Consider the following 25,650-nt stretch of genomic DNA (forward strand, 5'->3'; position numbering starts at 1 on the left):
GCCTTATGTGACATTTTTGTCACTTTGACATGCGCGCAATATTTTCATTTTGCATTGGAAAATGAATTGAAACCGTTGTGCCTTCACCCAGTTGAGAGTCTACAGTCACTTGAATACGTAAAGCATCACGTACAGCGTCGACTAAATAAAGCCCCATGCCTGAAGAGACCGTTTGATAACGCTCATTTTTACCTGTATAACCGCGTTGAAAAATACGTGGTAAATCATGTGCTGCTATACCGCTTCCTCTATCTTGAACGTGTAAATGCACTTGATCATCTTCAAACGTCGTATAAATCGAAATGTACGCATTGTCAGAGTATTTAATCGCATTTGAAATAATTTGACGAATGACCATACGAATCCATCGCTTATCCGTATAAACCGTTAACGTATCTGACACAGCCAAATCAAATCCAACCCCTTTTTGTAAGCAGAGATGACGTGTTTGTTGAATTTCTTCAATTAGAATGGCACGCAACTTGACGCTTTCGAAATACATATCATTGGATTGATGATTAAGTCGCGCTAAAAATAATTGTTGATCGAGCATATAATCAATGCGAGACCATTCAAACATCAATTGGTGTCGACGCTTGCTATCCTCTTCTTTCTCGATTAACAATTTTAAAGCCGTCACAGGTGTTTTAATGTCATGAATAAACTCCGCCATATTTTGCTCACTCAAATTAATCCAATGTTGTTGTTCACCAATAGATTGTTGAAGTTGTTGAATTTTCACTTGTAAATAATCCAAGGTCATCTTTTCAAAAGGGGATTCGGCTAAATAGCGATGCTGCAATGATTCGACTTCAGCATACGATTCTAAACGTTGATAAAAACGTGTTTCTCTCAAATAAGTACGTATCAAAAACGCAATGCTCACAAGCCATTTTAATCCTATGAAATACCACAAGCTTCCAAGCGATATCTTTTCATCTAATGCAGCAAGTAACAAAAAAAGTAAGTCCAACGCAACGAGCAAACCAATCCAAGCGATACGTTCTCTTAAAAAATAAAATACCCACCTAATTGTTCTCATGTGCAAGATAACCTTTCCCTACTTTTGTTTCTATTACACCATTCAAACCTATATCTGCCAATTTTCTGCGTAAACGATTGACATTTACAGTGAGCGTATTATCACTTACAAATGATTCATCATCCCATAACGCTGTCATCAACGTATCACGGGATACAATTTGATTTTTATGCTTGAGTAAAACCTCTAAAATAAGCATTTCCGTTTTAGATAACACTGCTGTCTGTTCTGCGCGTGCTATCGTACCTTTAGACAAATCTACAACACTGTCTCTCCACAAAATTGTCCGTCGTTCTTCTTGATTATATTGATACACACGTCGAAAAATCGCTTGTAACTTAGCAATCAGAACGGGCATATGGAACGGTTTTTGTATATAGTCATCTGCGCCAATCTCCATACTCATCACTTGATCCATTGGATGATCACGTGATGATATAAATACAATCGGTACATTCGCATGTTGACGAATTTGTCGCGTCCAATGAAAGCCATCGAATTTGGGCAATGTAATATCCATTAAAATAATATGAGGATCAGCTTTTTGATATTCTTGAAAAACTTCATCAAAGTTTTGAATACAAGTGACATGATAATCCCATGACATCAATGCCTCAGTGATTTGTTGACATAATGTTTGATCATCTTCTACCAGTAGTATATCCAAATTCGTCACTCCTTCGTATAGTGCAAATCTTCACCGTTTTGTTGGCGATCATAATAGTTTTGAATCCGACATTTCGTATCAAATCCTCTCACTAGCATTTGAAAAAAAGGGACTTGAATAAAGTAAGCAATTGGCCACCATGCCCGTGGAATATAATCAAATAAATGAACAATAACTGCATCTAATTGTTGAATATAACGAAATTCAATAACGGCACAATTGCCACCTTTAACTTTTGCCAAACGCCCTTTGACCATTTCAAGCCTATAGAGCGTGTCATCTATTTTATTAAGTTCAAATACCATCAACAATCGTTTTTGCTTTTTATCATATACTTCAATTCGATGATCGACATGTCGAATCGAAGTACGTGTTCCTGGTGTTTGAGACAACCATATCCCCATTTGATGGACAAAGCTACCTAAAGACCACTTCAATGGTTTCGGAATATGGTGAACAAGACGTATATCATTATATTTGGCGCCTTGGAATTCAACAGAAATATGAGATCGGTTCACCTTTTTGCTAGTAAACCGCACGGGTACACCATATCTACCCAATTGTTGAACTGTTTCATTATCAAATTGACTGCCTCTAACATATATGATTTCTTTGACACCTTGCTGAGCAGCAGCACGTGCAAAATTATCAGCGGCAATGATGTTCAAATCTTTCGCTAAAGCTCTTGTCATTTTAGCCGAATGCTTCGTTGGATCTAAAAAGTAAATCGCGATATCTATACCATGCATCGCTCTTAAAACATCAAGATAATTATATATATCTGCTTCAATCCAGTTCACTGCTGAATGTGCCTGTTTTTTAGGATATTTAGATATCGTATGAATAAAGCAGCGATCAGCAAGCGTATGAATGAGTGATTTGCCAATATAGCCTGTACCACCAGCTAGCAATACATTGGGTTTCATCGTAAACTCCTTTCCTATCAACACCTAATATTTAACAATTGATCAGTGCTAGAGAAATTTCCTAAATATCTTATTTTACGTTACAATAAATGTGAATCTTTATTAATGACGAGGCGTACTAAAACATGAAATGGAGTTGAAAGCATGTCAGTAACAATAAGAGAAGTCAGCATTAACGATGTCAATACATTCACCACACTCATGCAACAAGTCTTTGAAGAATCAGAATATATGCTTTACGATCCAGGTGAATATATGCCTTCATTTGAAAATGCTATTTCAAAAATGGAAGAAGTCATCACTTCCCCCCATTTGGCTATTTTCGTTGCTCAAAAAGATGAGCTACTTGTCGGCTATTTAACAGTTAAAACGAAAACACTTCATCGTATTGCACATATTGCTGAAATATCTATTGGTGTGCTACGACAATACCAAAATTCAGGCATTGGCTATCAACTTCTCCAACAATGTATTGAATGGTGTCGTCAACACGAGGTTACACGCCTTTCTCTAAGCGTTGTTACTGAAAATAAAGCAGCTGTTCAATTCTATGAGCGGGCAGGATTTAAAATTGAGGGTGAACTTCGACATACGCTCAAAATTGACAATCGTTACTACAACTCGTTTGTCATGGCTTATTTGCTATCCTCTTCTTCAAATCCAACACCTTAATAATTCCATTTTATCATTTTATGAAGTTCGACTCACATAATCGTCATTTTTTATATTTAAAAGCACTGAAATCTTTTAAAATGATGTACATTCCATAAAGTTAGTTTTGAGTCCAATTTTTGGAATGCACATCGACAGTTAAGATTTCAGTGCTTTTACTTAGTTATCATATGGATTTAAGTTAATTTCAGTGTGATCCGTATCTTTATTATCCGGACCGACTTGTGTGCCTGTTGTATTTCTACTTAAAAAGCTTAAGACTTTTTGAATATTCTCTTTAGATTCTGGTTTATTGAGATGAAACTGGTACTGATGTTTCAAGTGATGTGTACCATCAAAGAAGAATCGATCTACCGAGACACCTTTCTCTTCTAGGGCATTCGCAAAACTTTCATTTTGACTCATAAAAGGATCGTCGTCCCCTACAGATAAAAATGTTGATGGAAAATCTTTAGTAATTTGATTCTCTGTGGACATTTCAGCAATATTTTTTGAACTCATTTCCCATTTTTTCACACCTAAATAACTTCTCATAAATAAATTAATTCTTGGAAATTCAGTTGAGCGAACGGTTTTCATATCATAAAAACCACCAAAGAAAATAGTTGCTTTAATTTGTTCAGGTGTAAACTGTTGTCGAAAATTCATTTCTTCACGTAATGCGCGGTTCGTTTGAATTGCGGTAAATTGACTGTTAATTTGTGCACCTGCTGAATCGCCACCAATAATAACTTGATTTAAATCAATAGGTAAGTTACTTTCGTGATTTTTAATAAACGTGACCGCGCGATCCATTTGAATGAGTGGTGTCGGATATTGATACTCTGGTGCGAGCGCATAATTGACATTAACTACAACGTACCCATGCTCAACAATATTCGCAAGTAGCGGGTTTTTGTATTGCTTATCCCCAGCGATAAATCCTCCACCGTGAGCCCAAAAAATCACAGGTAGCTGTTCATCCGCGCTTACATGCTTAGGCATAATAATATCGAGTTGACTATTCGGTAAGCCTTCCATGTAAGTAATGTCTTTAAATACTGAAACATTTTTATTTTGAATTGATACTCTATTTTGTTCCTGTCTCGATAGTCGAGGCTCAAAAAAATAGCCGGCTATCAGACCGGCTATAACGAGTAAAATGATTGATGTGATTACAATCCATCTTTTTCTATGATTCGTCATTCCAATCTTCCCTTTCGGAAAAATTGTAACACATCTAATCAATTAAGCAATAAATTTCTTATCTTGAGATTTACGATAGAGATATTTAACAATGACCGCAAGTACGATAAAGAGGCCAATAACCCCCATAATTGGGTAAACCACTTTAATGAGTCCTTCAAAACCTACGAAACTTAATCCGTATGCCAACGGTACAAGTATTGAAATCATAACATAATAACCTTTTGTATAAGGTGTTGTAAAACGTGCTGCAAATGAATAAGACAACCCTAAAATTGTGTTATACATTACAGCTAACATCACGATAGATAGTACAAATGTTAAAATTGGAGATATTTTACCTGCTAAAACTAATGTTGGGATGGCAGAATCTTTTATCGCTGTATATTCTGAATGTAAAGCGAAGTTAATTAAACCTAATAATACTAAATATACAACACCACCTAAAAGACCACCTAAACCAGAAACAAGTCTTTTAGATGCGTCTCCACCGATTGCAACTAAAGTACTAAAACCTACTGCAAAAGCAAGGCCACCATAATTGAAACCGTTCCAAATTGCTAAACCAATATTTGGTGTTTCAACAACACTGTTGATTTTTGAAAAAGGAATACTGCCTTTGAATAAGAATGTGATAGCAATCAATACAACTAAAACAATTAAAACAGGAGTTACAATCCCTAAAGCTCTTACAATCTTATTAAAATCCATGAGTAATGTGATATAGACGGCAATACACATAAGCAGCGCGCCTAACCATGTGGGTACACCAAAGCTCTCTTCAAATGTAGAGCCGGCACCCGCAATCATCGTAATTGTTACGGCATAAAGTGACAAAATTAACACATAATCGATGACAAGACCGATTTTTTTACCAAATAAATACTCAAGTGTCGATCCATGATTATCTGCATCAAAGGCTGTTCCAATTTTTGCAACTTGACGCCCGATAAATGTCAGGATTAAACCTGAAATAAGTACACCTATATAGGAATAGATACCATATCTACTAAAGAATTGTAGGACTTCTTGTCCAGTTGAAAAACCGGCACCTACAACAACGCCTACATAGGCAAAAGCTATTTTTATAGCTTCACTATATTTTTGCATACTGTTTTGACCTCCTCGTTAGCAAAACACGTTAAACATTAAAACATATTACTTCATTAATTTCAAATTATGATACACCTATCAACTATCTGAAAAGCTTGATATGACAGCTCTAAGCGCAATATTAAATGATTTTCTTACAGTTTTTTATACTTTTTAATGAATAAAAAAACGTTAAAGGCTATCATTTTTGCATATTTATTCTAATTATGAATAGATTCAACAAAAGATTTCATAGAATTCTTAAAATTTTACAGGTATTTTTTGAGCCTAAAAGTTTTTATGTACACTTTTAGAATATTTTTAAATCATTTTAGGTTTCAAAGATTATGATTTAAATTTAACCTTCACTCCCCCTGAGGTAAAAAAATCTATTTATAAATGTATCAAGCAGACTCAACAATATTGATGATGCGTACTTTGAATCAAGGTGATGAAATAAAAAACGAGACAGAAATCTTGTTGGATAAAATTTCCGTCTCGTTCATACATTCGTTTGCGATCGTACATTGCTTTATGCATCTTTATAATTATTTAACTGATCAAAATCAACCACCACTTGATCCATACGTTTCGCTGTTTCTTTCAATACATTTCTAGCCACTTTATTATTTGGATCAAGCTTTAAGATTTGTTTTGCAACACTAAAAGCCTTTTTATCAGAAATAACAGGCTCTGGAATTGCATGCAACAGTAACATTTGTAATAAACTTTTTACTTCTTTACCCTCAGTCAAATCAATTGACGATTTAGCATGGTAATATGCAGCATCTAATGCGCCTGGCACATCACTCAACGGATATACAAGTAATAAGAAAGCTAAATCATGAATTTCTGCTGTTTCTTCCGCTTTAATCATATCAAGCAAACATGTATAATACATAACACTTTCTTCTTCATGTGCACTAGAGATATACGCTTCTTCAAAAGCTAAAAAGTCAGTTGCAGACATTAAGTTTTTTACCGCTTCAAATTCGCCGTTTAAGACATGTTTCTTTATTAAATCTTGCATGGCTTGTCCTCCTGAATGTGCCTATGTCCATTTACCACTATCTTAACATAATTACATTAAGATTGCAGTTTGACCTGCCACATTAAGTTATATTTTTATCGTATCATCTCATATATTCATATTCTAACATATTTTATATCTTTTACGCTCAGTCTAAGGATTGAAATCATACAGAACGTGTTCGATACATTAAATATAAAAAGTAAGGCGCACCAATCACAGCTACGACGAGACCTGCTGGTACGCCGCTTGGTTGTAATAAAATTTTCCCTAATGTATCTGAAACAATCAGCAGTAAAGCGCCGATGACGATTGAAATAGGTATAAATAATTGATGTCTTGGCCCTACCATTGACTTCGCGATATGAGGTCCCATTAAGCCGATAAATCCAATTGCACCAGCCACTGACACCGCAGCGCTAGACAAGAGAACAGCAATCAATATTAATAAAATACGCGCTTTATTAAGCGGAACCCCCACACTTTTAGCAATTGTATCACTGGTATTTAAAATATTTAAAGTTTCAGATTTAAAGATAACAATGGGCACTAAAATAATAAGCCAAGGTAAAAACGCGAACACAAAAGGCCATGTATCACCCCAAATATTGCCTGCCAACCAAGTGGCTATAAATTCAGATTGATCTTTGTCAAATGTCGACATCAGCGTAAGTGCTGCACCTGACAACGCAGTCGACATTCCGACACCAATCAATACCATACTTGCCGGAGAAAGACCTTTATTCCCTTGGTAACTCAAGATAAAAATTGCAAAAGCTGTCAAAAGTCCACCTATCATACTGATGATAGGTAAGACATAAGCAAACTGATCCGCTTGGATTTGACCAACTGAGATAAACAATGCAATAGCAAAGCCACTCCCTGCATTAATACCTAAAATACCAGGCTCTGCTAATGGATTATTAGTCACACTTTGTAAAATCACGCCACTCAAACTTAAAGCGATACCAGCCATAAGTGTAATCAACATACGCGGCAATCGGAAATCAATCAATATCAATTGATCTGCTGCATTGCCTTGGCCGAAAAACGTTTGAATAATACGACGATAGGACATCGCATATTCTCCAGTCGTTAGATTCCAGACTATAGCTAAACAGAGCACGATAATAGCAGTCACTAAAACAATGCGTTGCTTCCGTTTCAATTTTGGATGGATCATATCGTACTACCTCCTTTTCGAATGAGGTAGAAGAAATAAGGGACACCTATAAAAGAAATAATAGCACTCATAGGCGCTTCTCCCAGTAATCTTGCAACTAAATCTGCCAATAGGACTAACGTTCCTCCCATGACTGCTGCCATTGGGAGTACTTTAATATAATCAGTCCCTACTAAATAACGTACGATATGGGGCACAATCAATCCTATAAAGGCAATCTGACCTACCATTGCCACTGATATACCCGCTAATAACATTGAAAGCACTAAAGCGAGTGTACGAATCCATTTTACATTTTGTCCTAAACTGGTTGCCAAAGTTTCACCCAAACTCAAAATCGTCAGTTGACGACTTATAAGAATAAATAAAGCTAAAACAACTAAAACAATGGGCGCGCTGATCATAATTTGTTGCCAATTTGCCCCGGACACACCGCCAGCACTCCAAAAATTAATAGACTGATTCAGCCGATAAATTAAAGCAATCCCTTGACTTAATGCAGTCAAAAGAGCACTAACCGCTGCACCCGCAAGAATCAGCCGCATTGGATTAAATCCATCACGCCTTGACGAGCCAATCATCATCACGATTGTGCCGCCAAAAATAGCGCCTATAAATCCGGCCAAAATAAGCACCGTAAAAGACGCTGAGGGGATAAATGCATAAGTCACTGCCAACACAAAAGCAGCCCCAGCGTTTAAACCAATTAAACTGGGGTCTGCTAATCCATTTTTTGTGACGCCTTGAATCACTGCACCCGATGTGGCTAAAGCAATCCCTACTAATACCGCTCCAATATTACGCGGGATACGAATTTCAGAAATAATATTATGTGCTTGAATCGATGGATCATAATGAAATATGGCTGCAGCAATCGTTGACACATTCACTTGCGCCTCTCCCAATAAAATAGAAAGAATAAACACAAATGTGAGTATTACAAGTGCACAAATCAGTTGGAATGTATAATTTAATTTAACAAATTTATTTTTATTTAACATTTGAATACGCCATGCCTTACTGCTTTATGCTTTCTCATAGTGCTTACATAATAAATTATAAGTCACAAGCATCGGCTTACCTGTGCGAGGATCAGTGCTTAGTTCCGCATCAATATTAAATACTTTTTCTAAAATCTCGTTCGTTAACACCTCATGCGTTTCACCTTGCTTAACAATATCACCATTTTTCATCGCAATCAGATGATCAGAAAAACGAATCGCTTGGTTAATATCATGTAAGACCATAATAATCGTTGTCCCATGTTTCGCATTCAGTTCTTGTACGAGCTCTAAAATTTCAAGTTGATGTGAAATATCTAAATAAGTTGTCGGTTCATCTAGAAAAATAATATCTGTTTTTTGAGCCAAAGCCATCGCAATCCATACGCGTTGACGTTGACCACCACTTAAATCATTGACTGCACGATGTTTAAAATCAATTGTTCCTGTTACACGCATCGCCCAATCAATTTCTTTTTTATCTTCTTCATTAAGGCGACCAAACCCTTTTTGATGTGGAAATCGACCGTAAGAAACCAATTCACCCGCAGTTAGCCCATCTGCTACATCTGGTGATTGAGGTAATATCGCGATTTTTTTCGCAATTTCTTTTGTAGATTGTGTATGAATATTTTTACCATCTAAAGAGATTTCGCCACTTTTAGTATTCAGTAATCGTGATAAGGCTTTCAGTAACGTAGACTTCCCACAACCATTTGGGCCTATAATGGACGTAATTTTCCCATCTGGTATAGCAACGTCTAAGTTGTTCACAATAACACGTTCACCATATCCGATAGAAACTTCTTTACCTATTAATCTGTTCATCGTCATCCTTCTTTCTTAAAACGATTCCGCTTCAATTCATATTATGAAAAGCGTTATTTGTACTTTACGAGATAGACGTGACCAGTTATTTATTAATATCACGCTATTTTGTAGATCTATTTCATCCAATTGATAATCATTATCATATATTTGTTAGTATATCATTCTTTGCTAGAAATTTCTAACTGAAACTTAATTGATATACATACATTAAACAAAACGAAAAACGTCTGTTTGTTAAACGACAGATGCTTTTATTTAATAAAAATAAAAAAGCAGGATAGTCCAAACCATTTGATAACTATCCCACTCATACTACTTATATCCACTTTTCTTAAAAATGTTCTTTTAAATTAGTCTTCTACTAAAAAGCCATTGCCGTATACATCACGAACGTCATGGACGACTACAAACGCGTTTTCATCAATCTTTCGAATCATGCGCTTCGTCCGTGATAATTGCGTTTTACTAATCACTGCATACAACACATCTGTTTCTTTTTTTGAAAAGTAACCGCGACCGTTGAGTATAGTGATACCTCTACCTATATCTTCATCAATCATTTTAGCAATGCGATCTGGCTCTTTAGAGATGATGGTTACAGCTTTTTTAGGATTTAAACCTTCTATAACAAAGTCCATTACTTTTGTACCTATGTACAAACTAATAATTGTTAACAATGCACGGTCTAAAGGAATGACTGTCAACGAGATTAGCACAACAATTAAATCGAAGAAGAGTAAGGCATTAGGTGTGCTCACATCTAAATATTTATTTGCGATACGTGCCAAAATGGTTGTCCCTGCAGTCGTACCTCCCGCTAATACAATAATACCGATTCCTAATCCTACAGAAAAACCACCGAATATCGCATTAATAATAACATCATCTGTTTTTACATGCCATGACTCAGTTAAACTAAGGAAAATAGAAATCAATACCGTCGCTAGTATTGTTAAATACATACTTCTTTTACTTAAAAATTTATACCCCACACCGATTAAAATCGCATTCACCACAAAGTTAGTGATGGCTGGAGATAAGTGAAATGCATAGTATAAAATGATTGCGAGCCCTGTTACACCGCCTTCACCAAGATCCGCAGTGATAATAAATGCATTTACACCGGCTGAAAATATAAACGCACCTAAAACGACTAAAATTAAATCTCTAATTGTTCTGCTCACCAAACCATTCCCTTCATCTTAAGATTGTCTTTTTATATTGTCATTAGCCATATTATCACAACTTTATGACAATTCGTACCCTTGAATTCCGAGATAATGTAAAAGATTTTATTAAAGTTTTAAATTTCTGAATATTTAGTTTACTTATGGTGTAAAAGTGTGTATAATATGAATTACCTTATTTGTTGCTAGTTTACTAGTCAACAAGAGGCCATCTCCTTTGTGTTTTTTATAGTAAGAGAGATTTTTTGCTCGAGGTTGATATCATGCTCGAATATCAATCTAAATTATTCATTTCCCGTCTAAGGCAGTTCAGCAAGCGCTGAGCTGCTTCTTTTATGCTCTAATTTCATTTAAGATGATAAGCTGATATGGATCACTCACAGTTTAAGGCATTAATCTTTTAACATAATCACTTACACATAAAAAAGAGAGCGGACAATCATGTCCTGCTCCCTCTTTTTTCATTCCGTCGCTCACCGGAATCACAATTACCAAGCGAATAAACCTACAAAACCTGCTGTTAATAACGAAACTAAAATACCCGCTAATAACATCATTGGGACATATTTAGAAACAAAATCAGACGTCTTTTCATTAACAATCCCTTTTAATGTACCGATAATCATACCAATTGTTGAGAAGTTAGCGAAAGAAATTAAAAATGTAGAAATAACAGCGCGGTGATGCGGTGTATAACTATTAATTTCACCAGTAATTTCACCCATTACAACAAATTCGTTTGTTACAATTTTCTTCGCCATATTTTGTGCAACTTTCCACACTTCATCTGACGGTAAACCTAATAAGAATGCAAACGGCCACATAAATACACCTAAAACTTGATCTAGACCAATGCTTCCTTTTAAGTGGAATAAGTGTGCAATACCACTACTGATAAGGTGGATCAAACGGTCTGCCAATTCTGCTAAAGCAACAAAACTAATAACGAAAGCAATAATAATTAATACAAGCTTACCAGCATTTAATACTGAATCTCCCAAGAATGAGAAGAACGGTTGACGCGCTTCATTTTCACGTAAGTCATAAATAACATCGTCATCTACTTCAACTTTAACTGGATTCAAAATTGAAGCTACAATCATCGCATTAACAATATTTAATGGGATGGCTGTCAATACTAATTCGCCTGGAATCATTGTGACGTAAGCCCCAACAATCGCACCAGAAACAGAACTCATTGACATCATTGCAATCGTTAACACACGTGTTTCTTTCATGCGCTTTAATTGTTCACTTGAAACCGCAAGTGCTTCAGTGTTACCTAAAAACATCATTTCAATACCAAAGAATGCTTCAAATTTAGGTTGACGTGTAATTTTGGCTAAAACCCAACCAATTGCACGCATGATCCATGGCAAAATACGGAAATACATTAAAATGTCAAACAAAGGCACAACTAATAAAATAGGGAAAAGCGCAGCAACAGCCATATCTAACTGTTTGACTTCTATCCAACTCTTAAATGCAAAACCTATACCTGCAAATGCAGCATCTATTACCCAAGAGATACCTTCTGCTGCCTTTTTAACGGCTAAAGTTCCAGCAGGGAAGTATACGAAAAACCAAGCTAAGATAAGGTTCAATACAACTAAGGCAGCTATAGAACCCCACTGTATATTTTTACGGTCACGTGAACACAGATATGCAACACCCAAAAATACAAACAAACCAATAATGTTAATGATCAAATACATAAGGATTTACCTCTTACCTTTCAACTGTTTTTAACACAACAAGTATACCATGCGTATGAGATAGTGAGAATATGTTTTTTTAATAATATTTAGGTCAAAATCCCCTCTTTCTTCCATTATGTACAGACCACGACAAACGACTTTCTCATGTGTCGAGATGAACAATGCGGTTCATCGAGTCATGCCGACCTAGCTACCTATCACACACACATATCCAAACTGATTCGCACATTGTTAAACTGAACGGATTGTGCATCCGCCTTAAATGAGATGACGAGTAAAACTTGACTATTTCACGTCACTTAGACTCTAAAGTCCGGCTGAATGTCGTTCCAGCCTAAACAAAATTTTTGATTAAATTCAATAATTTTACATATTCTTTCTAAAATCACTATTGCTTACAAATATAATTCAAGGTATTCTATAATTAAATGAAAATGATTATCATTAACGATAAGTAGGTGGGAATATGTTACATGTTGCAAATGCTGAGGTTGGAAGAAACTATCGTGTCAAAGCTTTAGAAACGCAAAACATTAATTTGAAGCATCGTTTACGCGCACTTGGATGTGTGGAGGGTTGTTGTTTATCTATTCATCAAAAAGGTTTATTTAAAGGGCCTTGTACTTTAAAAATTAATGACCAACAAATTTGTATACGAAATTGTGATGCTTGTGACATCCTATTGGAGCAAGCCTATGAGTAATGCATATTGTATTTTAGGAAACCCTAATGTCGGGAAAACATCATTGTTTAATGCACTTACCGGCTCTTATGCTTATGTTGGCAATTGGAGTGGTGTCACCGTTGAAAAAAAGGTCGGTCAATTAAAAAAGAAAAATGGTCATTTAATTGATTTACCCGGCATTTACGATTTAGTTCCTATTTCACGTGACGAAACTGTTGTAACTGACTTTTTATTACATGAATCATTCGATGGCATGATTAATATTATAGATGCCGCACAAATCAAACGTAATTTTAATTTAACAATACAATTGTTAGAATTCGGCGCACCGATTCTCATAGGTTTAAACATGATAGATGTTGCTAATAAGCGTGGCATTCGGATTGACTATCAGAAACTCATGAGGAAATTACACGTCCCTGTCATTCCTGTCATTGCAAGAACTGGAAAGGGTAGCGATGATATGCTTAACGCCCTGACAGATCATCATATTTCAAAGCAACGTCCTTTAAAAATCAACTATGGTGAAGCGATTGAAAACTTGCTTCAACAATTACAACAAGCAATGCCTTCTCAATTGAAATTAGAAAAGGCACAATATCGATTTTTAGCGATTCAATATTTACTCAAAAATCCATCTGTTTTAACGTACTTAGATTCTCAAACGTGCGACGCATTAAATAACATTAAAAATGCATTTATGTCTATACATACAATAGACATTGAACATCATATTGTTCAGTGTAGACAATCCTACATTGACGCTATATTGGCTGACATTGTTCAATATCCAGATACGCAACGACACTATGTTACAGAACGCATAGATGCGTTACTGACACATAAAATTTTAGGGATTCCTATCTTTCTTGGTATCATGTGGCTGATTTTTCAAACCACATTTACATGGATAGGCACACCCTTATCAGATCAACTAGATGAGTTTTTCGGTGGTCCTTTAACTGACTCTGCACGAGATGCTATGACACATCTCGGTATATATCCAGCACTTCAAGATTTAGTCACAGACGGAATTATCGCTGGTGTCGGAGGTGTGCTTGTCTTTGTTCCTCAGATTCTTGTCTTGTTTTTCTTCATATCTTTGTTAGAAGATTCTGGCTATATGGCACGAATTGCAGTCATAATGGATCGAATTATGGAAAAATTTGGACTAAACGGAAAGTCTTTTATCCCTATGATTATCGGGTTTGGTTGTAATGTACCTGGAATTATGGCCGCAAGAAGTATCGAAGAAGAAAAGGAACGTTTAACAACAATTCTGATTGCCCCTTTTATGTCTTGTTCGGCAAGGCTTCCTGTATATGGATTGTTTGTCGCTATATTTTTCGCGCAACATCAAGCACTCGTTGTTTTAAGTCTTTATGTGCTTGGTATCATCGTAGCTCTATTTGTCAGCTGGGGCCTTTCAAAAACAATTTTGAAAAAAGACACCTCTATTTTTGTAGTCGAATTACCTCCATATCGCTTGCCATCTATTAAAACTTTATGGAGAAGCACTTGGGAAAAAGGAAAAGGATTTGTTAAAAAAGCAGGAACATTTATTTTTGCTGGTTCTGTTATCATTTGGTTGCTCAATTATTCTGGACCATCAGGGTTTCATGTACCGGTAGAACAAAGCTTCTTGCATTTAATCGGGGCTGCTATTGCACCTCTTATCGCCCCTTTAGGTTTTAGTTCATGGCAAACGGCTGCTACATTAATACCAGGATTTTTAGCCAAGGAAGTCGTAGTCAGTGCTATGGCGATTATTTATTCAGTAGATGAAAACGCCCTTGTTTCAATGATTTCATCACATTTTACAGCTTTATCCGCTTATTCATTTATGGTTTTTATTTTGCTATATACACCTTGTCTAGCTACTGTCGCGGCGATTCGTAAAGAAACGACATCATGGAAATGGACCTTACTCGCACTCGTTTACCCAATTACAATTGCTTATGTCTTGTCACTCGCAGTTTATCAAATCGGTTCAGTTTTCTTTTAAGGGGGAAATCATTAATGGCATTACTTTTAAACTTACTACTCATTGCACTTATTTTTTGTTACGTTGTCTTAGTAACGATACGATATATTAAAAAATCTAAGCAAGGACAATGTAGCGCTTGTGAGGTCAACAAATCTTGTTCTACTAAACAGTTACCAAAACATTTGCAGTAATACAAAAAGGAGAATTTCATTCGCTGAAATTCTCCTTTATTGATCTAACAATTGATGAGGTGAAACGTTGAAACGAAACAACATACCACCCAACAACATCTCGCCACGAAGCACGTCAATTGCAACAAGGGCATGCCATAAAAACGCTTGATGGATAAAACCCTCCACAAAATTACGCATCACGCTTTGTTGTTTTATAATCAGTTAAATTTTGTGTTTCTACAAATTGTTGATATTTTTTATGGGTCTGCATTAGTACTTCATGTCGGCCTTTACCTGTAACACGTCCTTGATCTAAAAAGATGATTTGTCCTGCTTTTTTAATTGTAGATAGACGGTGTGCAATGACAATCGTAGTGCGATTTTCCATTAATACATCTAATGCTTCCTGAATCTTACGCTCACTTTCACTGTCTAAATTCGCCGTTGCTTCATCCAGTAATAAAATATCTGGATTTTTTACAAAACTACGTGCAATGTCAATACGTTGACGTTGACCTCCTGATAATTTCAAACCACGTTCACCCACAATAGTATCGTATCCTTGCTCAAATTCCATAATAAAGTCATGACAATGTGCAAGTCGTGCATAATGGATAAGCTCTTCATCAGAAACTTCGCGATCAATACCATATAAAATATTGTCTTTAATCGTTCCATTCATCATCGCATTACTTTGCATAACGTAACCTATTTTTCTTCTCCAATCCGTTAGGGAAAGATCGTAAATAGATCGATTATGATATGTAATATCGCCACCGTTAACATCATACATACGCTCAATCAAACTAAAGATTGTACTTTTCCCTGAACCTGATGGTCCAACGAACGCTGTCACTTCACCTCGAACGACATTAAATGAGACGTCTTTTAAAACAGGCGCAACATCGTAGCTAAAATCAACGTGTTCAAATGATAAATCTCCTGATTCAATTAGATGTGTCTCACTCGGATCATCAATGACTTCCATTGGCTCTTGTAGTATTTCATAAATTCGACTACTTGCCCCTACTGCTTTTTTATAATCCGTGATAAGTGTGGATAAATTGATAAGTGGCACTGATAAATTTAATACATAAAATATCATGGCTACAAGTGTCCCAGCAGAAATGGCACCAGAAGCAATACGCAAGCCACCAAAACCTAAAATAATCCCAATTGTTAATAACATTATAATGCCCGAAACAGGTTGAACAATTGCTGCTATCTTGGCTTGTTTCAATCCTAATCCGTAAATTTTAAGTAAATTATCATGTGCAAGATTTAATTCTCGCTTTTCTGTGTTTGCTACTTTCACTAAGCGCATTTCAGTTAAAACACGTCCCAATAACCCACTAAAATTGGCAATCTCGGTTTGCGTATTCGTTGAGATTTTTTGCATAATCTTACCGAGTGGTATCATAATCAATACAAATATAGGTATTGTTATAAATGTTAATAACGTCATTTGCCAATCTAAAACAAACAATAAAATTAAAGAACCAATCAACGTAATAATGGATGGGAAAAAGTTAGGCAATTTTTGCGAAATAAAATCATTAATCACTTTCGTATCATCAGTTAAACGACTCATCAATTGGCCACTTTCATTTTTGTCAAAAAATGGCATTTTTAAATGAATAATATGCTGCCACAACACTGAACGGATAGCGTAAATGATTTTTTCACCAATTTTATTCAACAAATAATATCCGATACCACTTAATAATGCGTTTAAGATAAACACGACGAGCAATATAACAATGAAAATAGGATTAATTGATGCAACTGTGAACTTATCTACCATCTTCCCAGTAAAGAGTGGAACGAGTAGGCCGCTAAGGCTTCCTAATGAAGCGATAATCACAGCGATAATAATGAGACCCACCGGCCATGAAATCTTTTTCAATAAATATAGGAGTGGGTTATCTTTTCTCATAGTGACATACCTCATTTATTCGTAATTTTCTTCGCAATAAGTAATCCGTGAGTCTTCCTTCTTTGTGCGAGCAGTCTACCTCATTAAATTTTAGTCATTTTTACCTACCATGATTAAAATCGGTATTTTTTGTTAAACCACAATGTCTATGACTCGTAACTAAAACAGGGGCACCTTTGCAAAAAATCAGCCAAAGTACCGATTTATTAACAACAAGCTTTATGATAAAATGACGTTTGTTGTTTATCTATTTATAGTTTTAGATTGAGGAGTCTGTATGCAAATGAAAAAATTAATACTATCTATCGTGGTTGTATTCTTCGCTACCACAATTATAACACCTTTCGCGCGTGCATATACACCTTCACCTGTTGAACTTGCACAACAAAGTGGTTATCCGGTGACTTTGCCGTTCCAACCTGAAGGTGTCATCAATATCAGTCAAACTGGCCAAATTTTATACGACTATAATAGTCAAAAAGAATGGTATCCAGCCTCAATGACAAAACTTATGACAATGTATTTAACACTTCAAGCGGTAAAAGAGAAAAAATTATCATTAAATGACACAGTTAAAATCACACCTGAGCATTATAGAATGTCAACACTACCGGAATTAAGTAATACAAAGCTTTATCCGGGTGAGACTTATACAATAGCAGAGTTACTTCAAATTACTGTTTCTGCTTCAAGTAATGCGGCTGCACTTATTTTAGCTAATCAAGTTTCTGACAATACATCTGATTTTGTAGATAAAATGAACCAGACTGCAAAATCTTTAGGTATGAATCACACGCATTACGTGAATCCAACTGGTGCAGAAAATCGACTATTATTAGAATTTGTTCCTAAAAGATACCAAAATGAGTCTTCCTCTACTTCAACAGCCCATGATTACGCCATTTTAGCGCAACATACCGTTCAAGATACACCTAAAATTTTACATTTCACTAAGCAAATTGCGCCTACTCAACACGGCGTAACCTATTATACTTTTAATGATTTACTAGAAGGTGGCAATATGAGCTTAGAAGGCACGGATGGGTTAAAAACAGGTTCCAGTGATATTGCAGATTATAATAATTCCTTAACAACAAAACGTGGGAAATTTCGTATATTTCACATCATTATGGGGGCTGGCGATTACAAACATCTCGGTGGCGAAAAACAACGGAATATGATGAGCGCGAGTGCGATTAATTATAGTTTTGCATTATATGACTATAAAAAAGTCCTCTCTAAAGGAAAGCATAAAATCGATGGTAAAACATATTACGTCACAAAAGATTTATATGACGTCGTTCCTAAAAAGCTAAAAAAACCTTATCATTTTATAATTGATGACAACCAAGTACATCTTGATTATGATCGTAAATTCATCACAAAACATGATGGACCCCCTAAAGTAGAGGTAGAAAATCCATTTATTTATGAATCTAAATCTGTCGTCATTTCAAGTTGGCAAACACATCCATGGATGACAATCCTCGCTTTCGGTGTTATTGTCGTCTTTCTATCTATCGTATTTTACAGTCTTATGAGCCGATTCCGTCGTAAATAAAATAAACTCGTTGTTTTACACGGAGTCTCAAGCAACCTATGCGACAATCAAAAAAGCTTAGAAATTTTGGTAACTTCAAAATTTCTAAGCCTTTTTTAATTTATGACTATTTTGCATCTTTACCATACAACTCTTTCTTAATTTGAGTTGTAGAAATGCCTTCTGTACGTTTTAAATAAATCACTTCACATTTGTCTTTTAAGAAATCAAATTCGCCTTCCCAGTCATGACCCATTACGAAAGTATCAATTTCATATTTTTCTACGTCAGTTTCTTTTTGACCCCAATCATTTTCAGGAATCACAAGATCTACATAACGAATCGATTCTAACATCATTTTACGTTGTTCAAAATTGTAATATGACTTTTTATTTTTGATTCGATTGAATTCATCACTTGAGAGCGCAACAACTAAATAATCTCCCATTTCACGGGCACGTCGTAGTAATTCAATATGTCCATAGTGTAAAAGATCGTATGTTCCATATGTAATGACACGTTTCATCTTTACATCTCCTTAATAATCTATTAATATATTTACATTTTGTTAAAATTATAGCATAAACAATTCTTAATTCCTAAAATATATGAATATAGATTTTAAATCCTCACGAGTTTTTCTACATAATTGACCACCTGATTGAGACTCTCTCTTGTATTAAATTGGTGCCACTTTTCAAATAGTGGTTTTAAGTTTCCTTTTCTAATACGTGCATATAAGTCATGCTCATTATAAACTTTGTAATCTTGTGGAATGGCTTGATAATATTCATTGAGCCCTCTGACCTCATCATATTCAGCCTCATCATAGACATAAAAGAGTGCAGGCGTATCGATGATACTCGCTTCTATAGCAAGTGAGCTATAATCTGTAATAATTAAATCTGCCATAACGATCAGATCAAGTGTACATACTTTCGTATTGTTCACTGCAGCGGGAACCGTGGGATGATACTTACTTAATAAAGTATATCCCGGTACTGTCGTTTCAAAAGTCACTTTATCGATAGTACGATTGTTTTGACCTTGCTCTCTATAAGTTGGTAAATAGACAGCAACTTTATTTTCGATGCCGAGTTCCTGTTTTAACTTTTGCTTATGTGCTTCTATATCTAATTGTCGATATGTGGTCAAACGCGGACTCCCAAAACCAATCAACTGCTCGTATTCCGCTTCAAAAGCTTTTTCAAAACAGTGTGACATTTGTTGGCCACCTACGAGATATTTATCTGTCGCTTGATAAACAGCACGATACTGTTCGACTAATTTGTGATTGTTTAAATCTACTGAGCGATCTTCTAAACCAAACTTTTTAAGCGCACCTACCGCATGCCAAGTTTGAATAACTGTCTGTCCACTCTTTTTATTTAATCCTGCCATTAATAAATAATACGTATCAATAAAGATAATCTTAGCGGTTGCTAGCGCTGACAACTGTTTCAAAATGGAAGAAAATTTAAGTGGGTGATAAGTAATATTTTGTCGATTCTCTAAAAAACTGAAATCCTTTTTTTTCGCAAAAACAGTAACGCGAAAACCATTTTCACTTAATTGATAGATAATGGGTAATTCATCTTCTTTAAAAGTCATTAAAAAAACAATATGGTTAGCATCCACACGTAAATGACTGTATAAACGACTTAAAAATTTAATAATATAAATATAAAACATTTTAATATAATATCGCATCATTGTTCTTCACCGCCTTAAAATGTTGTCGAATGAACAAAAAGCCCTCAACACAAACCACTGTATTGAAGGCTTGTTCTCATTACATAAAATCTGCAAAGTGATCTCTGTAGCGCATATGTAACATCGAACCAACGATAAATATTACAACTGTAACCAATACATTATATAACGCAAGATGCCAATGCTCTATGAAATACCATTGATGATACAGTATCGCAGCACGGTAGCTCTCTGCTATAAAAAAGATTGGATTAAACTTTAAAATCTTCTCTGCTAATGACCCTGTTGCAGGGTGCCATAATATAGGCGATGCATAGAAAAGAACCCTTAATAATGCTTGCATTGCCATTTGTGTATCTCTAACAAGCACACCTAACGTTGACGTTAATAATGTTACAGATATCGTGAAGAAATATGCAAACGGAATATATAAAAATAACTGAATGATATAAATTGTTGGCGTAATACCTGATAAAATACACAATATTATAATAGCGAATACAAGCGCCAAGTGACCATAAAGTTTACTTGTGACGATATAAGTTGGAATAATCGATAGTGGAAAGTTCATCTTCGCAACCTGCCCGTATTTCATCGTAATCGATTTTGTGCCTTCTAAAATACCTTGGTTAATGAAGAACCACATACTAATACCGACTAATAGCCAATATATGAACGGTATCCCTTCTATTGGGTGGTTGCTACGAATTCCAAATCCAAAGACAAACCAATAAACCAAAATTTGTATTACCGGATTAATAATCTCCCAAGCTAATCCAAGATAATTATTATGATTTGAAATTTTAAGTTGGAATTGTGCTAACCGTTGAATGAGGTAGAAACTTTTTAAATGCTCCTTTAATACGATTCTAACTGAATTCATAATTTACCACGCTTTCACATATTGGATAATTCACTCAATGCCAAAACAAGGTCGCTATATAATGAATATATTGACCTAGAGTGTCTCATCACCTATTCTTTAATTGAAATTGTTCAACTATTTGAGTAAAATGGATACATTGTATCCCTAATACTTTACAATAGCTTCACAAATTTCACAACCACTTAGTAATATATTATAATCTATAGACAACAAATGATGAAAGCAAAAAACGAAATTCTCATAAATATTATCAATTAATGTAAGGAATGTTCTCAGATGAATCCAACTGTCAATATTAATCAAGTGACAAAAGAATATCGTATTTATCGTAATAATAAAGAGCGTATCAAAGATGCTCTATGGCCAAAACATAAAAATAAAACATTTTATGCTTTAAAAGACATTTCGTTTCAGGCTTATGCTGGTGATGTAATCGGTCTCGTCGGTATTAATGGCTCAGGTAAATCAACACTCAGCAATATGATCGGTGGCTCGCTCACGCCGACTAACGGTCATATTGATAAAAAAGGTGATGTAAGTGTCATCGCAATTAACGCAGGCCTAAATGGTAACTTAACCGGCATGGAAAATATCGAATTTAAAATGCTATGCATGGGATTCGATAAACATCAAATTAAAGCATTAACACCTGAAATTGTAGAGTTTAGTGAGCTTGGTGAGTTTATATACCAACCCGTGAAAAAATATTCAAGTGGGATGCGCTCAAAACTCGGCTTTTCAATCAGTGTAACAATTAACCCTGAAATACTCGTCATTGACGAAGCCCTTTCTGTGGGTGACCAAACGTTTACTCAAAAAAGCTTGAAAAAAATCTATGAATTTAAAGAAGCAGAAAAAACGATTTTCTTTGTAAGTCATAACTTGCGCCAAGTGAAAGAATTTTGTACTAAAATTGCTTGGATTGAAGCAGGCCAACTTAAAGAATTTGGTTCAGTTGATGATGTACTTCCTCAGTATGAAGCTTTCCTTAAAGACTTTAAGAAAAAGTCCATTGCTGATCAAAAAGCTTTTAGAAACAGCTTAGATGAAAAACGTTTTGTTGTGAAATAAACGAATCATCAATCACATAATTGCATATTTGCACAATACCCAAAAATAATACCTTTCATTCAATAAATCTTAGTATTTCAATCAATTTTTCAAAATAAAGCGCGAGTAATTCCAGTCGTCTCTTCAATTACGGCCTGAATCGCTCGCGCTTTTTATGATTGATATTACGTTATTATTATGATGATAACGCTCTTTTTGCCGTGCTACAGCTTTATAATGGTAGCCGATACATTCGATTTACCGTCGTACTACTTGCCCCATTTTTAAATAATTAAAGGTAGCGCGTCAATTCATCGCCCTACCTTTAAATTATTTTGATTGATTGAAATACTTCTGTTTATAAACTCCTACAACGAATTTAGGAATTCTCTCTAATCTACGGATACGTTTCATATCTGTCAAACAACGATACGCCCATTCTAAATTAAGCGCGCGCCATACATAAGGTGCTCTTTTGACATCCCCACTAAAAACATCAATAGCACCGCCAATCCCCATCATTAATGTATGGTCAAAATGATGTCGGTTGTGCTGTATCCATTGTTCTTGTTTGGGATATCCCATGCCAACAAAAACAAAATCCGGATTAAACTGACGCACTTGCTCGATAACTTCTTGATCTGTGATGTCAATAAAGCCATGGTGGGTTTGAATTTCAATATTTGGGAATTGCTGTTGGATACGTCTTGCTGCTTTTTCAACGACAGGCGAAGTAGCGCCAAGTAAGAAGACCTTTTTGCCCTCTAAATCAGCGATATTTAAACACGTCTCCATGACTTCGATGCCTGGCACACGTTCCTGTAAAGGTTGACCTAAAATGCGCGCCGCTTTAACAATACCTGTCCCATCAGGCACTGTATAATCTGCATGTGCAATGATCTTATGATATTTTGGATTTTCAGATGCATAATGTACAATTTCTGGGTTGGCCGTTACGATAAACAAATTATGTTTCGTTTCACTATGCATATATTTTAAAATGTTTTGATGCATATCTAATAAAGTGACATTATCGAACATGACGCCCATGACTTGAACTTGTGCCTTCTTATCTTTTAGCAAATATGTTTGTGGTATTGTCGAAATATCAGCGTGTGTAAAAGCCCCTTCATGCTCTCCACTAGGCATTACTTTTGCCATAGTTTCACCTTCATTCTCTCTATCATTTCAGTTTGTTTTTACTTTTAGTTTACAATATGTTTATGTTACTTTAACACATTTTACACCAAAATCAAGCTAAAAGATATCTTTTCATGCTAAAGTATGAGGCTGCTTTTCTCCTATTTTAAAAAGAGCGCAACGTCCTCATTTCATCGGCTATTTGAAAATGAATACTTACCCTCAATTGAATGGTGTATTCGTATAGTTAAACCTTCAACTTTAAGACTTTAGTCCATAGTCCCTTTTTCATTCAGCCGTTATAATCATTATATTGGCTCTGAAAGGATGGACATATATGCACGGATATTCTTGGTTGACTTCACCGATTCCGATTTCAGGTGTATTACTTTGCACCCTAACTGCAATTTACTTAATCAGTCGCTATTATCATCATCGCCCTTTATTTTCTATACTAGATATTGCGATGAATTATATCCCCGTTTTGACTCATGAATGGGGGCATATCTTATTTAACAAATTATCTGGTGGTCACGTGATTGATTTTGTAGTTGTCGCAACCAGACGTGAGCGTAATGCGACAGGGCAACAAGGATACGCTGTTACACAAAGTCATAACCGAACAGGACAAATCTTTACAACGCTAGGTGGATATTTAACACCTCCGATGATGTTATGTTTAGGTCTTTATCTTCAAAGTAAAGGCCAAGGTGCGTTATTATTGATGCTATACATTTTAATTTTTATTTATTTCACATGGAAGACCTCTCGAAAATTAGTTCCGATTTTGATTATCTTATTCTTAACACTTATCGGCTATTTTGGAATTCAATCTGAAAACTTAACAAATTATTCCTTCATATATATGTTCGTTTATCATTTTATTTTAGGAACTTTATTAGGAGAAGTCATATTATCAACGGTAACGATTTTGCAACTCACGTTTTCACGTTCACAAGCCCAATGGGATGGAACTGCACTAAAAGCGTTGACACATCTTCCGACATTTTTATTTTCAATGTTTTGGATTGCAGTCAATCTTCTAACACTTTATTATACATGGACATATAGCTTTCATATCTTTTCTTAGCTAAGCATGATAAAGGATTTAGGACATAGTTTTTGATAATCATGACCCCATAGACGCGCTTGCTTAGGGGCTGAAGTTTTAACTCAATTTGGCTTAATTGAATGCGAAGTTTTATCATAAAAAGAAGCGCTGAAACGATCATCTCAGCGCTATTTATTTTGGGATTAATGTCCCAGCCTCTTGTTAAGTTATATTAAAATGATTAATCACTATTTTTATTGTACTTTTTCAACGAAGATTACATCTGCGTTATGATAGCTTAATGTGACTTTTTCGTCTTTATTTTGCAATCCTAATAATTGATTGATTTCATCTTTTTCTACTATTGTAACGGTATCACCGATAGACAATGCTTTGCTCGATAAAAATACGAGTAATTCCGATCGATCACGGACACGTCGAATCGTCACTGTATCCCCTGCATCAAACTGCAATAACGGGGTTTTATAAATTTCTTCATATTGATTGTTTCGTGGAATCACACCACCGTGCGGACATGTTTCCGGATAATTTAATAGTTCGTCCAAACGTTCTACAAATAGTTCAGATACACGGTGCTCGAGCACCTCTGCTTCACTATGAACTTCTTCCCACGTATAATTTAAAATCTTTATTAAAAATAATTCTATTAAACGATGTCGCTTAATTACATCTAATGTATAAGTCAGTCCTAGTTCTGATAACTTTACGCCTTTATAAGGTTTCGTTATGACATAGCCCTCTTTTTCCAAGCGTCCTACCATTTCGCTCACAGATGGAGGTTTAATATTCAAAAATCCTGATAACGTTTTATTTGACACATAACTATGAACGCCATCATGACTTAAAATTGCTTTAAGATAGTCTTCTTTTTCCTCAGTTAACATATGCTCACCTCTTTTACATATACAATTTATTGTATCATGAATTCTATTGA

25 protein-coding genes are annotated in these 25,650 nt (G+C 35.3%); 7 read left to right on the forward strand and 18 right to left on the reverse strand.

The window, feature by feature from the left end; genetic code table 11:
• Positions 1-19: 19 nt before the first annotated feature.
• Genes C1H58_RS01630 through C1H58_RS01640 form a run of 3 tightly spaced genes read right to left on the reverse strand, consistent with a single transcriptional unit; the run spans position 20 to position 2,635 of the window.
• The gene (locus tag C1H58_RS01630) at positions 20-1,042 is read right to left on the reverse strand and encodes a sensor histidine kinase (protein WP_165545104.1); all 1,023 of its coding nucleotides are present in this window, start codon (positions 1,040-1,042) and stop codon (positions 20-22) included.
• Positions 1,029-1,709, reverse strand: coding sequence for a response regulator transcription factor (locus tag C1H58_RS01635; protein ID WP_050346017.1), 681 nt, complete (start codon positions 1,707-1,709; stop codon positions 1,029-1,031). The genes C1H58_RS01630 and C1H58_RS01635 overlap by 14 nt, the downstream gene beginning before the upstream one ends.
• Before the next feature lie 5 nt (positions 1,710-1,714).
• Positions 1,715-2,635, reverse strand: coding sequence for an NAD(P)H-binding protein (locus C1H58_RS01640; protein WP_165545105.1), 921 nt, complete (start codon positions 2,633-2,635; stop codon positions 1,715-1,717).
• Positions 2,636-2,779: 144 nt separating this feature from the next.
• On the opposite strand from C1H58_RS01640, the gene C1H58_RS01645 reads away from it, so the two are divergent.
• Positions 2,780-3,307 (forward strand): GNAT family N-acetyltransferase, encoded by a 528-nt coding sequence (locus C1H58_RS01645; protein WP_165545106.1) that lies wholly within the window; start codon positions 2,780-2,782, stop codon positions 3,305-3,307.
• Between the two features lie 159 nt (positions 3,308-3,466).
• On the opposite strand, the gene C1H58_RS01650 is transcribed toward C1H58_RS01645, so the two are convergent.
• The 8 genes from C1H58_RS01650 to C1H58_RS01685 form a co-directional block, all read right to left on the reverse strand.
• Positions 3,467-4,492 (reverse strand): alpha/beta hydrolase, encoded by a 1,026-nt coding sequence (locus C1H58_RS01650; RefSeq protein WP_165545107.1) that lies wholly within the window; start codon positions 4,490-4,492, stop codon positions 3,467-3,469.
• A gap of 42 nt (positions 4,493-4,534) precedes the next feature.
• Positions 4,535-5,602 carry a YkvI family membrane protein gene (locus tag C1H58_RS01655; RefSeq protein ID WP_060830320.1) on the reverse strand — a complete coding sequence of 356 codons (1,068 nt, stop codon included), beginning with the start codon at positions 5,600-5,602 and terminating at the stop codon, positions 4,535-4,537.
• Positions 5,603-6,116: 514 nt separating this feature from the next.
• Positions 6,117-6,614, reverse strand: a complete 498-nt coding sequence (locus C1H58_RS01660; RefSeq protein WP_050331683.1) for a hypothetical protein — start codon at positions 6,612-6,614, stop codon at positions 6,117-6,119.
• Between the two features lie 166 nt (positions 6,615-6,780).
• Complete coding sequence (locus C1H58_RS01665; RefSeq protein WP_165545108.1) at positions 6,781-7,797, reverse strand: FecCD family ABC transporter permease; 1,017 nt, start codon at positions 7,795-7,797, stop codon at positions 6,781-6,783.
• Complete coding sequence (locus tag C1H58_RS01670) at positions 7,794-8,798, reverse strand: FecCD family ABC transporter permease (protein ID WP_165545109.1); 1,005 nt, start codon at positions 8,796-8,798, stop codon at positions 7,794-7,796. The genes C1H58_RS01665 and C1H58_RS01670 overlap by 4 nt, the downstream gene beginning before the upstream one ends.
• Before the next feature lie 24 nt (positions 8,799-8,822).
• Positions 8,823-9,626 (reverse strand): ABC transporter ATP-binding protein, encoded by an 804-nt coding sequence (locus tag C1H58_RS01675; protein WP_016424396.1) that lies wholly within the window; start codon positions 9,624-9,626, stop codon positions 8,823-8,825.
• 353 nt (positions 9,627-9,979) lie between these two features.
• On the reverse strand, positions 9,980-10,813 hold the full coding sequence (locus C1H58_RS01680; protein ID WP_016424395.1) for a YitT family protein: 834 nt from the start codon (positions 10,811-10,813) through the stop codon (positions 9,980-9,982).
• A gap of 491 nt (positions 10,814-11,304) precedes the next feature.
• Entirely contained in the window at positions 11,305-12,531 is a 1,227-nt protein-coding gene (locus C1H58_RS01685; protein ID WP_165545110.1) for a NupC/NupG family nucleoside CNT transporter, read from the reverse strand.
• 469 nt (positions 12,532-13,000) lie between these two features.
• On the opposite strand from C1H58_RS01685, the gene C1H58_RS01690 reads away from it, so the two are divergent.
• From C1H58_RS01690 to C1H58_RS01700, 3 genes are read left to right on the forward strand one after another with little or no spacing between them, the layout of a single operon-like run.
• A complete protein-coding gene (locus C1H58_RS01690; RefSeq protein WP_165545111.1) occupies positions 13,001-13,237 on the forward strand; it encodes a FeoA family protein in 237 nt (78 codons plus the stop codon).
• Positions 13,230-15,224, forward strand: coding sequence for a ferrous iron transport protein B (gene feoB / locus C1H58_RS01695; protein WP_165545112.1), 1,995 nt, complete (start codon positions 13,230-13,232; stop codon positions 15,222-15,224). Before C1H58_RS01690 ends, feoB begins: the two co-directional genes overlap by 8 nt.
• A 14-nt stretch (positions 15,225-15,238) precedes the next feature.
• Positions 15,239-15,397 (forward strand): FeoB-associated Cys-rich membrane protein, encoded by a 159-nt coding sequence (locus C1H58_RS01700; protein WP_050331690.1) that lies wholly within the window; start codon positions 15,239-15,241, stop codon positions 15,395-15,397.
• Between the two features lie 36 nt (positions 15,398-15,433).
• Here C1H58_RS01700 and C1H58_RS12190 read toward each other — a convergent pair whose 3' ends face one another.
• Both C1H58_RS12190 and C1H58_RS01705 read right to left on the reverse strand, forming a co-directional pair.
• A complete protein-coding gene (locus C1H58_RS12190; protein WP_207623132.1) occupies positions 15,434-15,577 on the reverse strand; it encodes a hypothetical protein in 144 nt (47 codons plus the stop codon).
• The gene (locus C1H58_RS01705; protein ID WP_165545113.1) at positions 15,570-17,315 is read right to left on the reverse strand and encodes an ABC transporter ATP-binding protein; all 1,746 of its coding nucleotides are present in this window, start codon (positions 17,313-17,315) and stop codon (positions 15,570-15,572) included. Before C1H58_RS01705 ends, C1H58_RS12190 begins: the two co-directional genes overlap by 8 nt.
• Positions 17,316-17,598: 283 nt before the next feature.
• On the opposite strand from C1H58_RS01705, the gene pbp4 reads away from it, so the two are divergent.
• Positions 17,599-18,876 carry a penicillin-binding protein PBP4 gene (pbp4, locus tag C1H58_RS01710; RefSeq protein ID WP_165545114.1) on the forward strand — a complete coding sequence of 426 codons (1,278 nt, stop codon included), beginning with the start codon at positions 17,599-17,601 and terminating at the stop codon, positions 18,874-18,876.
• 106 nt (positions 18,877-18,982) lie between these two features.
• On the opposite strand, the gene tagD is transcribed toward pbp4, so the two are convergent.
• The 3 genes from tagD to C1H58_RS01725 form a co-directional block, all read right to left on the reverse strand.
• A complete protein-coding gene (gene tagD / locus C1H58_RS01715; protein ID WP_050331692.1) occupies positions 18,983-19,381 on the reverse strand; it encodes a glycerol-3-phosphate cytidylyltransferase in 399 nt (132 codons plus the stop codon).
• A 95-nt stretch (positions 19,382-19,476) separates the two neighbouring features.
• Positions 19,477-20,568 carry a teichoic acid glycerol-phosphate primase TarB gene (gene tarB / locus C1H58_RS01720; RefSeq protein ID WP_165545115.1) on the reverse strand — a complete coding sequence of 364 codons (1,092 nt, stop codon included), beginning with the start codon at positions 20,566-20,568 and terminating at the stop codon, positions 19,477-19,479.
• A 79-nt stretch (positions 20,569-20,647) separates the two neighbouring features.
• Entirely contained in the window at positions 20,648-21,451 is an 804-nt protein-coding gene (locus C1H58_RS01725) for an ABC transporter permease (protein ID WP_050331694.1), read from the reverse strand.
• A 279-nt stretch (positions 21,452-21,730) separates the two neighbouring features.
• Here C1H58_RS01725 and tagH point away from each other — a divergent pair, with 279 nt between their 5' ends.
• A complete protein-coding gene (gene tagH, locus C1H58_RS01730; RefSeq protein WP_050346032.1) occupies positions 21,731-22,525 on the forward strand; it encodes a teichoic acids export ABC transporter ATP-binding subunit TagH in 795 nt (264 codons plus the stop codon).
• Positions 22,526-22,834: 309 nt separating this feature from the next.
• On the opposite strand, the gene tarA is transcribed toward tagH, so the two are convergent.
• Positions 22,835-23,653 (reverse strand): N-acetylglucosaminyldiphosphoundecaprenol N-acetyl-beta-D-mannosaminyltransferase TarA, encoded by an 819-nt coding sequence (gene tarA / locus C1H58_RS01735; RefSeq protein ID WP_425353679.1) that lies wholly within the window; start codon positions 23,651-23,653, stop codon positions 22,835-22,837.
• Positions 23,654-23,981: 328 nt separating this feature from the next.
• On the opposite strand from tarA, the gene C1H58_RS01740 reads away from it, so the two are divergent.
• On the forward strand, positions 23,982-24,734 hold the full coding sequence (locus C1H58_RS01740; protein WP_050331696.1) for a M50 family metallopeptidase: 753 nt from the start codon (positions 23,982-23,984) through the stop codon (positions 24,732-24,734).
• A 215-nt stretch (positions 24,735-24,949) separates the two neighbouring features.
• Here the strand turns inward: C1H58_RS01740 and C1H58_RS01745 are convergent, their stop codons facing one another.
• Positions 24,950-25,600 carry a metal-dependent transcriptional regulator gene (locus tag C1H58_RS01745; protein WP_165545117.1) on the reverse strand — a complete coding sequence of 217 codons (651 nt, stop codon included), beginning with the start codon at positions 25,598-25,600 and terminating at the stop codon, positions 24,950-24,952.
• Positions 25,601-25,650: the final 50 nt, after the last annotated feature.

This window comes from Staphylococcus sp. 191 (assembly GCF_011174885.1).
In the GTDB taxonomy this organism is placed as follows: Bacteria; Bacillota; Bacilli; order Staphylococcales; family Staphylococcaceae; genus Staphylococcus; species Staphylococcus coagulans.

Coding starts and splice junctions, on each gene's coding strand:
- tagD (WP_050331692.1), bottom strand. CDS start 19,381: ATGAAACGTGTCATTACATATGGAACATACGATCTTTTACACTATGGA.
- C1H58_RS01670 (WP_165545109.1), bottom strand. CDS start 8,798: ATGTTAAATAAAAATAAATTTGTTAAATTAAATTATACATTCCAACTG.
- C1H58_RS01725 (WP_050331694.1), bottom strand. CDS start 21,451: ATGAATTCAGTTAGAATCGTATTAAAGGAGCATTTAAAAAGTTTCTAC.
- C1H58_RS01690 (WP_165545111.1), top strand. CDS start 13,001: ATGTTACATGTTGCAAATGCTGAGGTTGGAAGAAACTATCGTGTCAAA.
- feoB (WP_165545112.1), top strand. CDS start 13,230: ATGAGTAATGCATATTGTATTTTAGGAAACCCTAATGTCGGGAAAACA.
- C1H58_RS01660 (WP_050331683.1), bottom strand. CDS start 6,614: ATGCAAGATTTAATAAAGAAACATGTCTTAAACGGCGAATTTGAAGCG.
- C1H58_RS01745 (WP_165545117.1), bottom strand. CDS start 25,600: ATGTTAACTGAGGAAAAAGAAGACTATCTTAAAGCAATTTTAAGTCAT.
- pbp4 (WP_165545114.1), top strand. CDS start 17,599: ATGAAAAAATTAATACTATCTATCGTGGTTGTATTCTTCGCTACCACA.
- C1H58_RS01650 (WP_165545107.1), bottom strand. CDS start 4,492: ATGACGAATCATAGAAAAAGATGGATTGTAATCACATCAATCATTTTA.
- tarB (WP_165545115.1), bottom strand. CDS start 20,568: ATGATGCGATATTATATTAAAATGTTTTATATTTATATTATTAAATTT.
- C1H58_RS01640 (WP_165545105.1), bottom strand. CDS start 2,635: ATGAAACCCAATGTATTGCTAGCTGGTGGTACAGGCTATATTGGCAAA.
- C1H58_RS01685 (WP_165545110.1), bottom strand. CDS start 12,531: ATGTATTTGATCATTAACATTATTGGTTTGTTTGTATTTTTGGGTGTT.
- C1H58_RS01665 (WP_165545108.1), bottom strand. CDS start 7,797: ATGATCCATCCAAAATTGAAACGGAAGCAACGCATTGTTTTAGTGACT.
- C1H58_RS01740 (WP_050331696.1), top strand. CDS start 23,982: ATGCACGGATATTCTTGGTTGACTTCACCGATTCCGATTTCAGGTGTA.
- tagH (WP_050346032.1), top strand. CDS start 21,731: ATGAATCCAACTGTCAATATTAATCAAGTGACAAAAGAATATCGTATT.
- C1H58_RS12190 (WP_207623132.1), bottom strand. CDS start 15,577: ATGCGTAATTTTGTGGAGGGTTTTATCCATCAAGCGTTTTTATGGCAT.
- C1H58_RS01655 (WP_060830320.1), bottom strand. CDS start 5,602: ATGCAAAAATATAGTGAAGCTATAAAAATAGCTTTTGCCTATGTAGGC.
- C1H58_RS01630 (WP_165545104.1), bottom strand. CDS start 1,042: ATGAGAACAATTAGGTGGGTATTTTATTTTTTAAGAGAACGTATCGCT.
- C1H58_RS01705 (WP_165545113.1), bottom strand. CDS start 17,315: ATGAGAAAAGATAACCCACTCCTATATTTATTGAAAAAGATTTCATGG.
- C1H58_RS01675 (WP_016424396.1), bottom strand. CDS start 9,626: ATGAACAGATTAATAGGTAAAGAAGTTTCTATCGGATATGGTGAACGT.
- tarA (WP_425353679.1), bottom strand. CDS start 23,653: ATGCCTAGTGGAGAGCATGAAGGGGCTTTTACACACGCTGATATTTCG.
- C1H58_RS01700 (WP_050331690.1), top strand. CDS start 15,239: ATGGCATTACTTTTAAACTTACTACTCATTGCACTTATTTTTTGTTAC.
- C1H58_RS01645 (WP_165545106.1), top strand. CDS start 2,780: ATGTCAGTAACAATAAGAGAAGTCAGCATTAACGATGTCAATACATTC.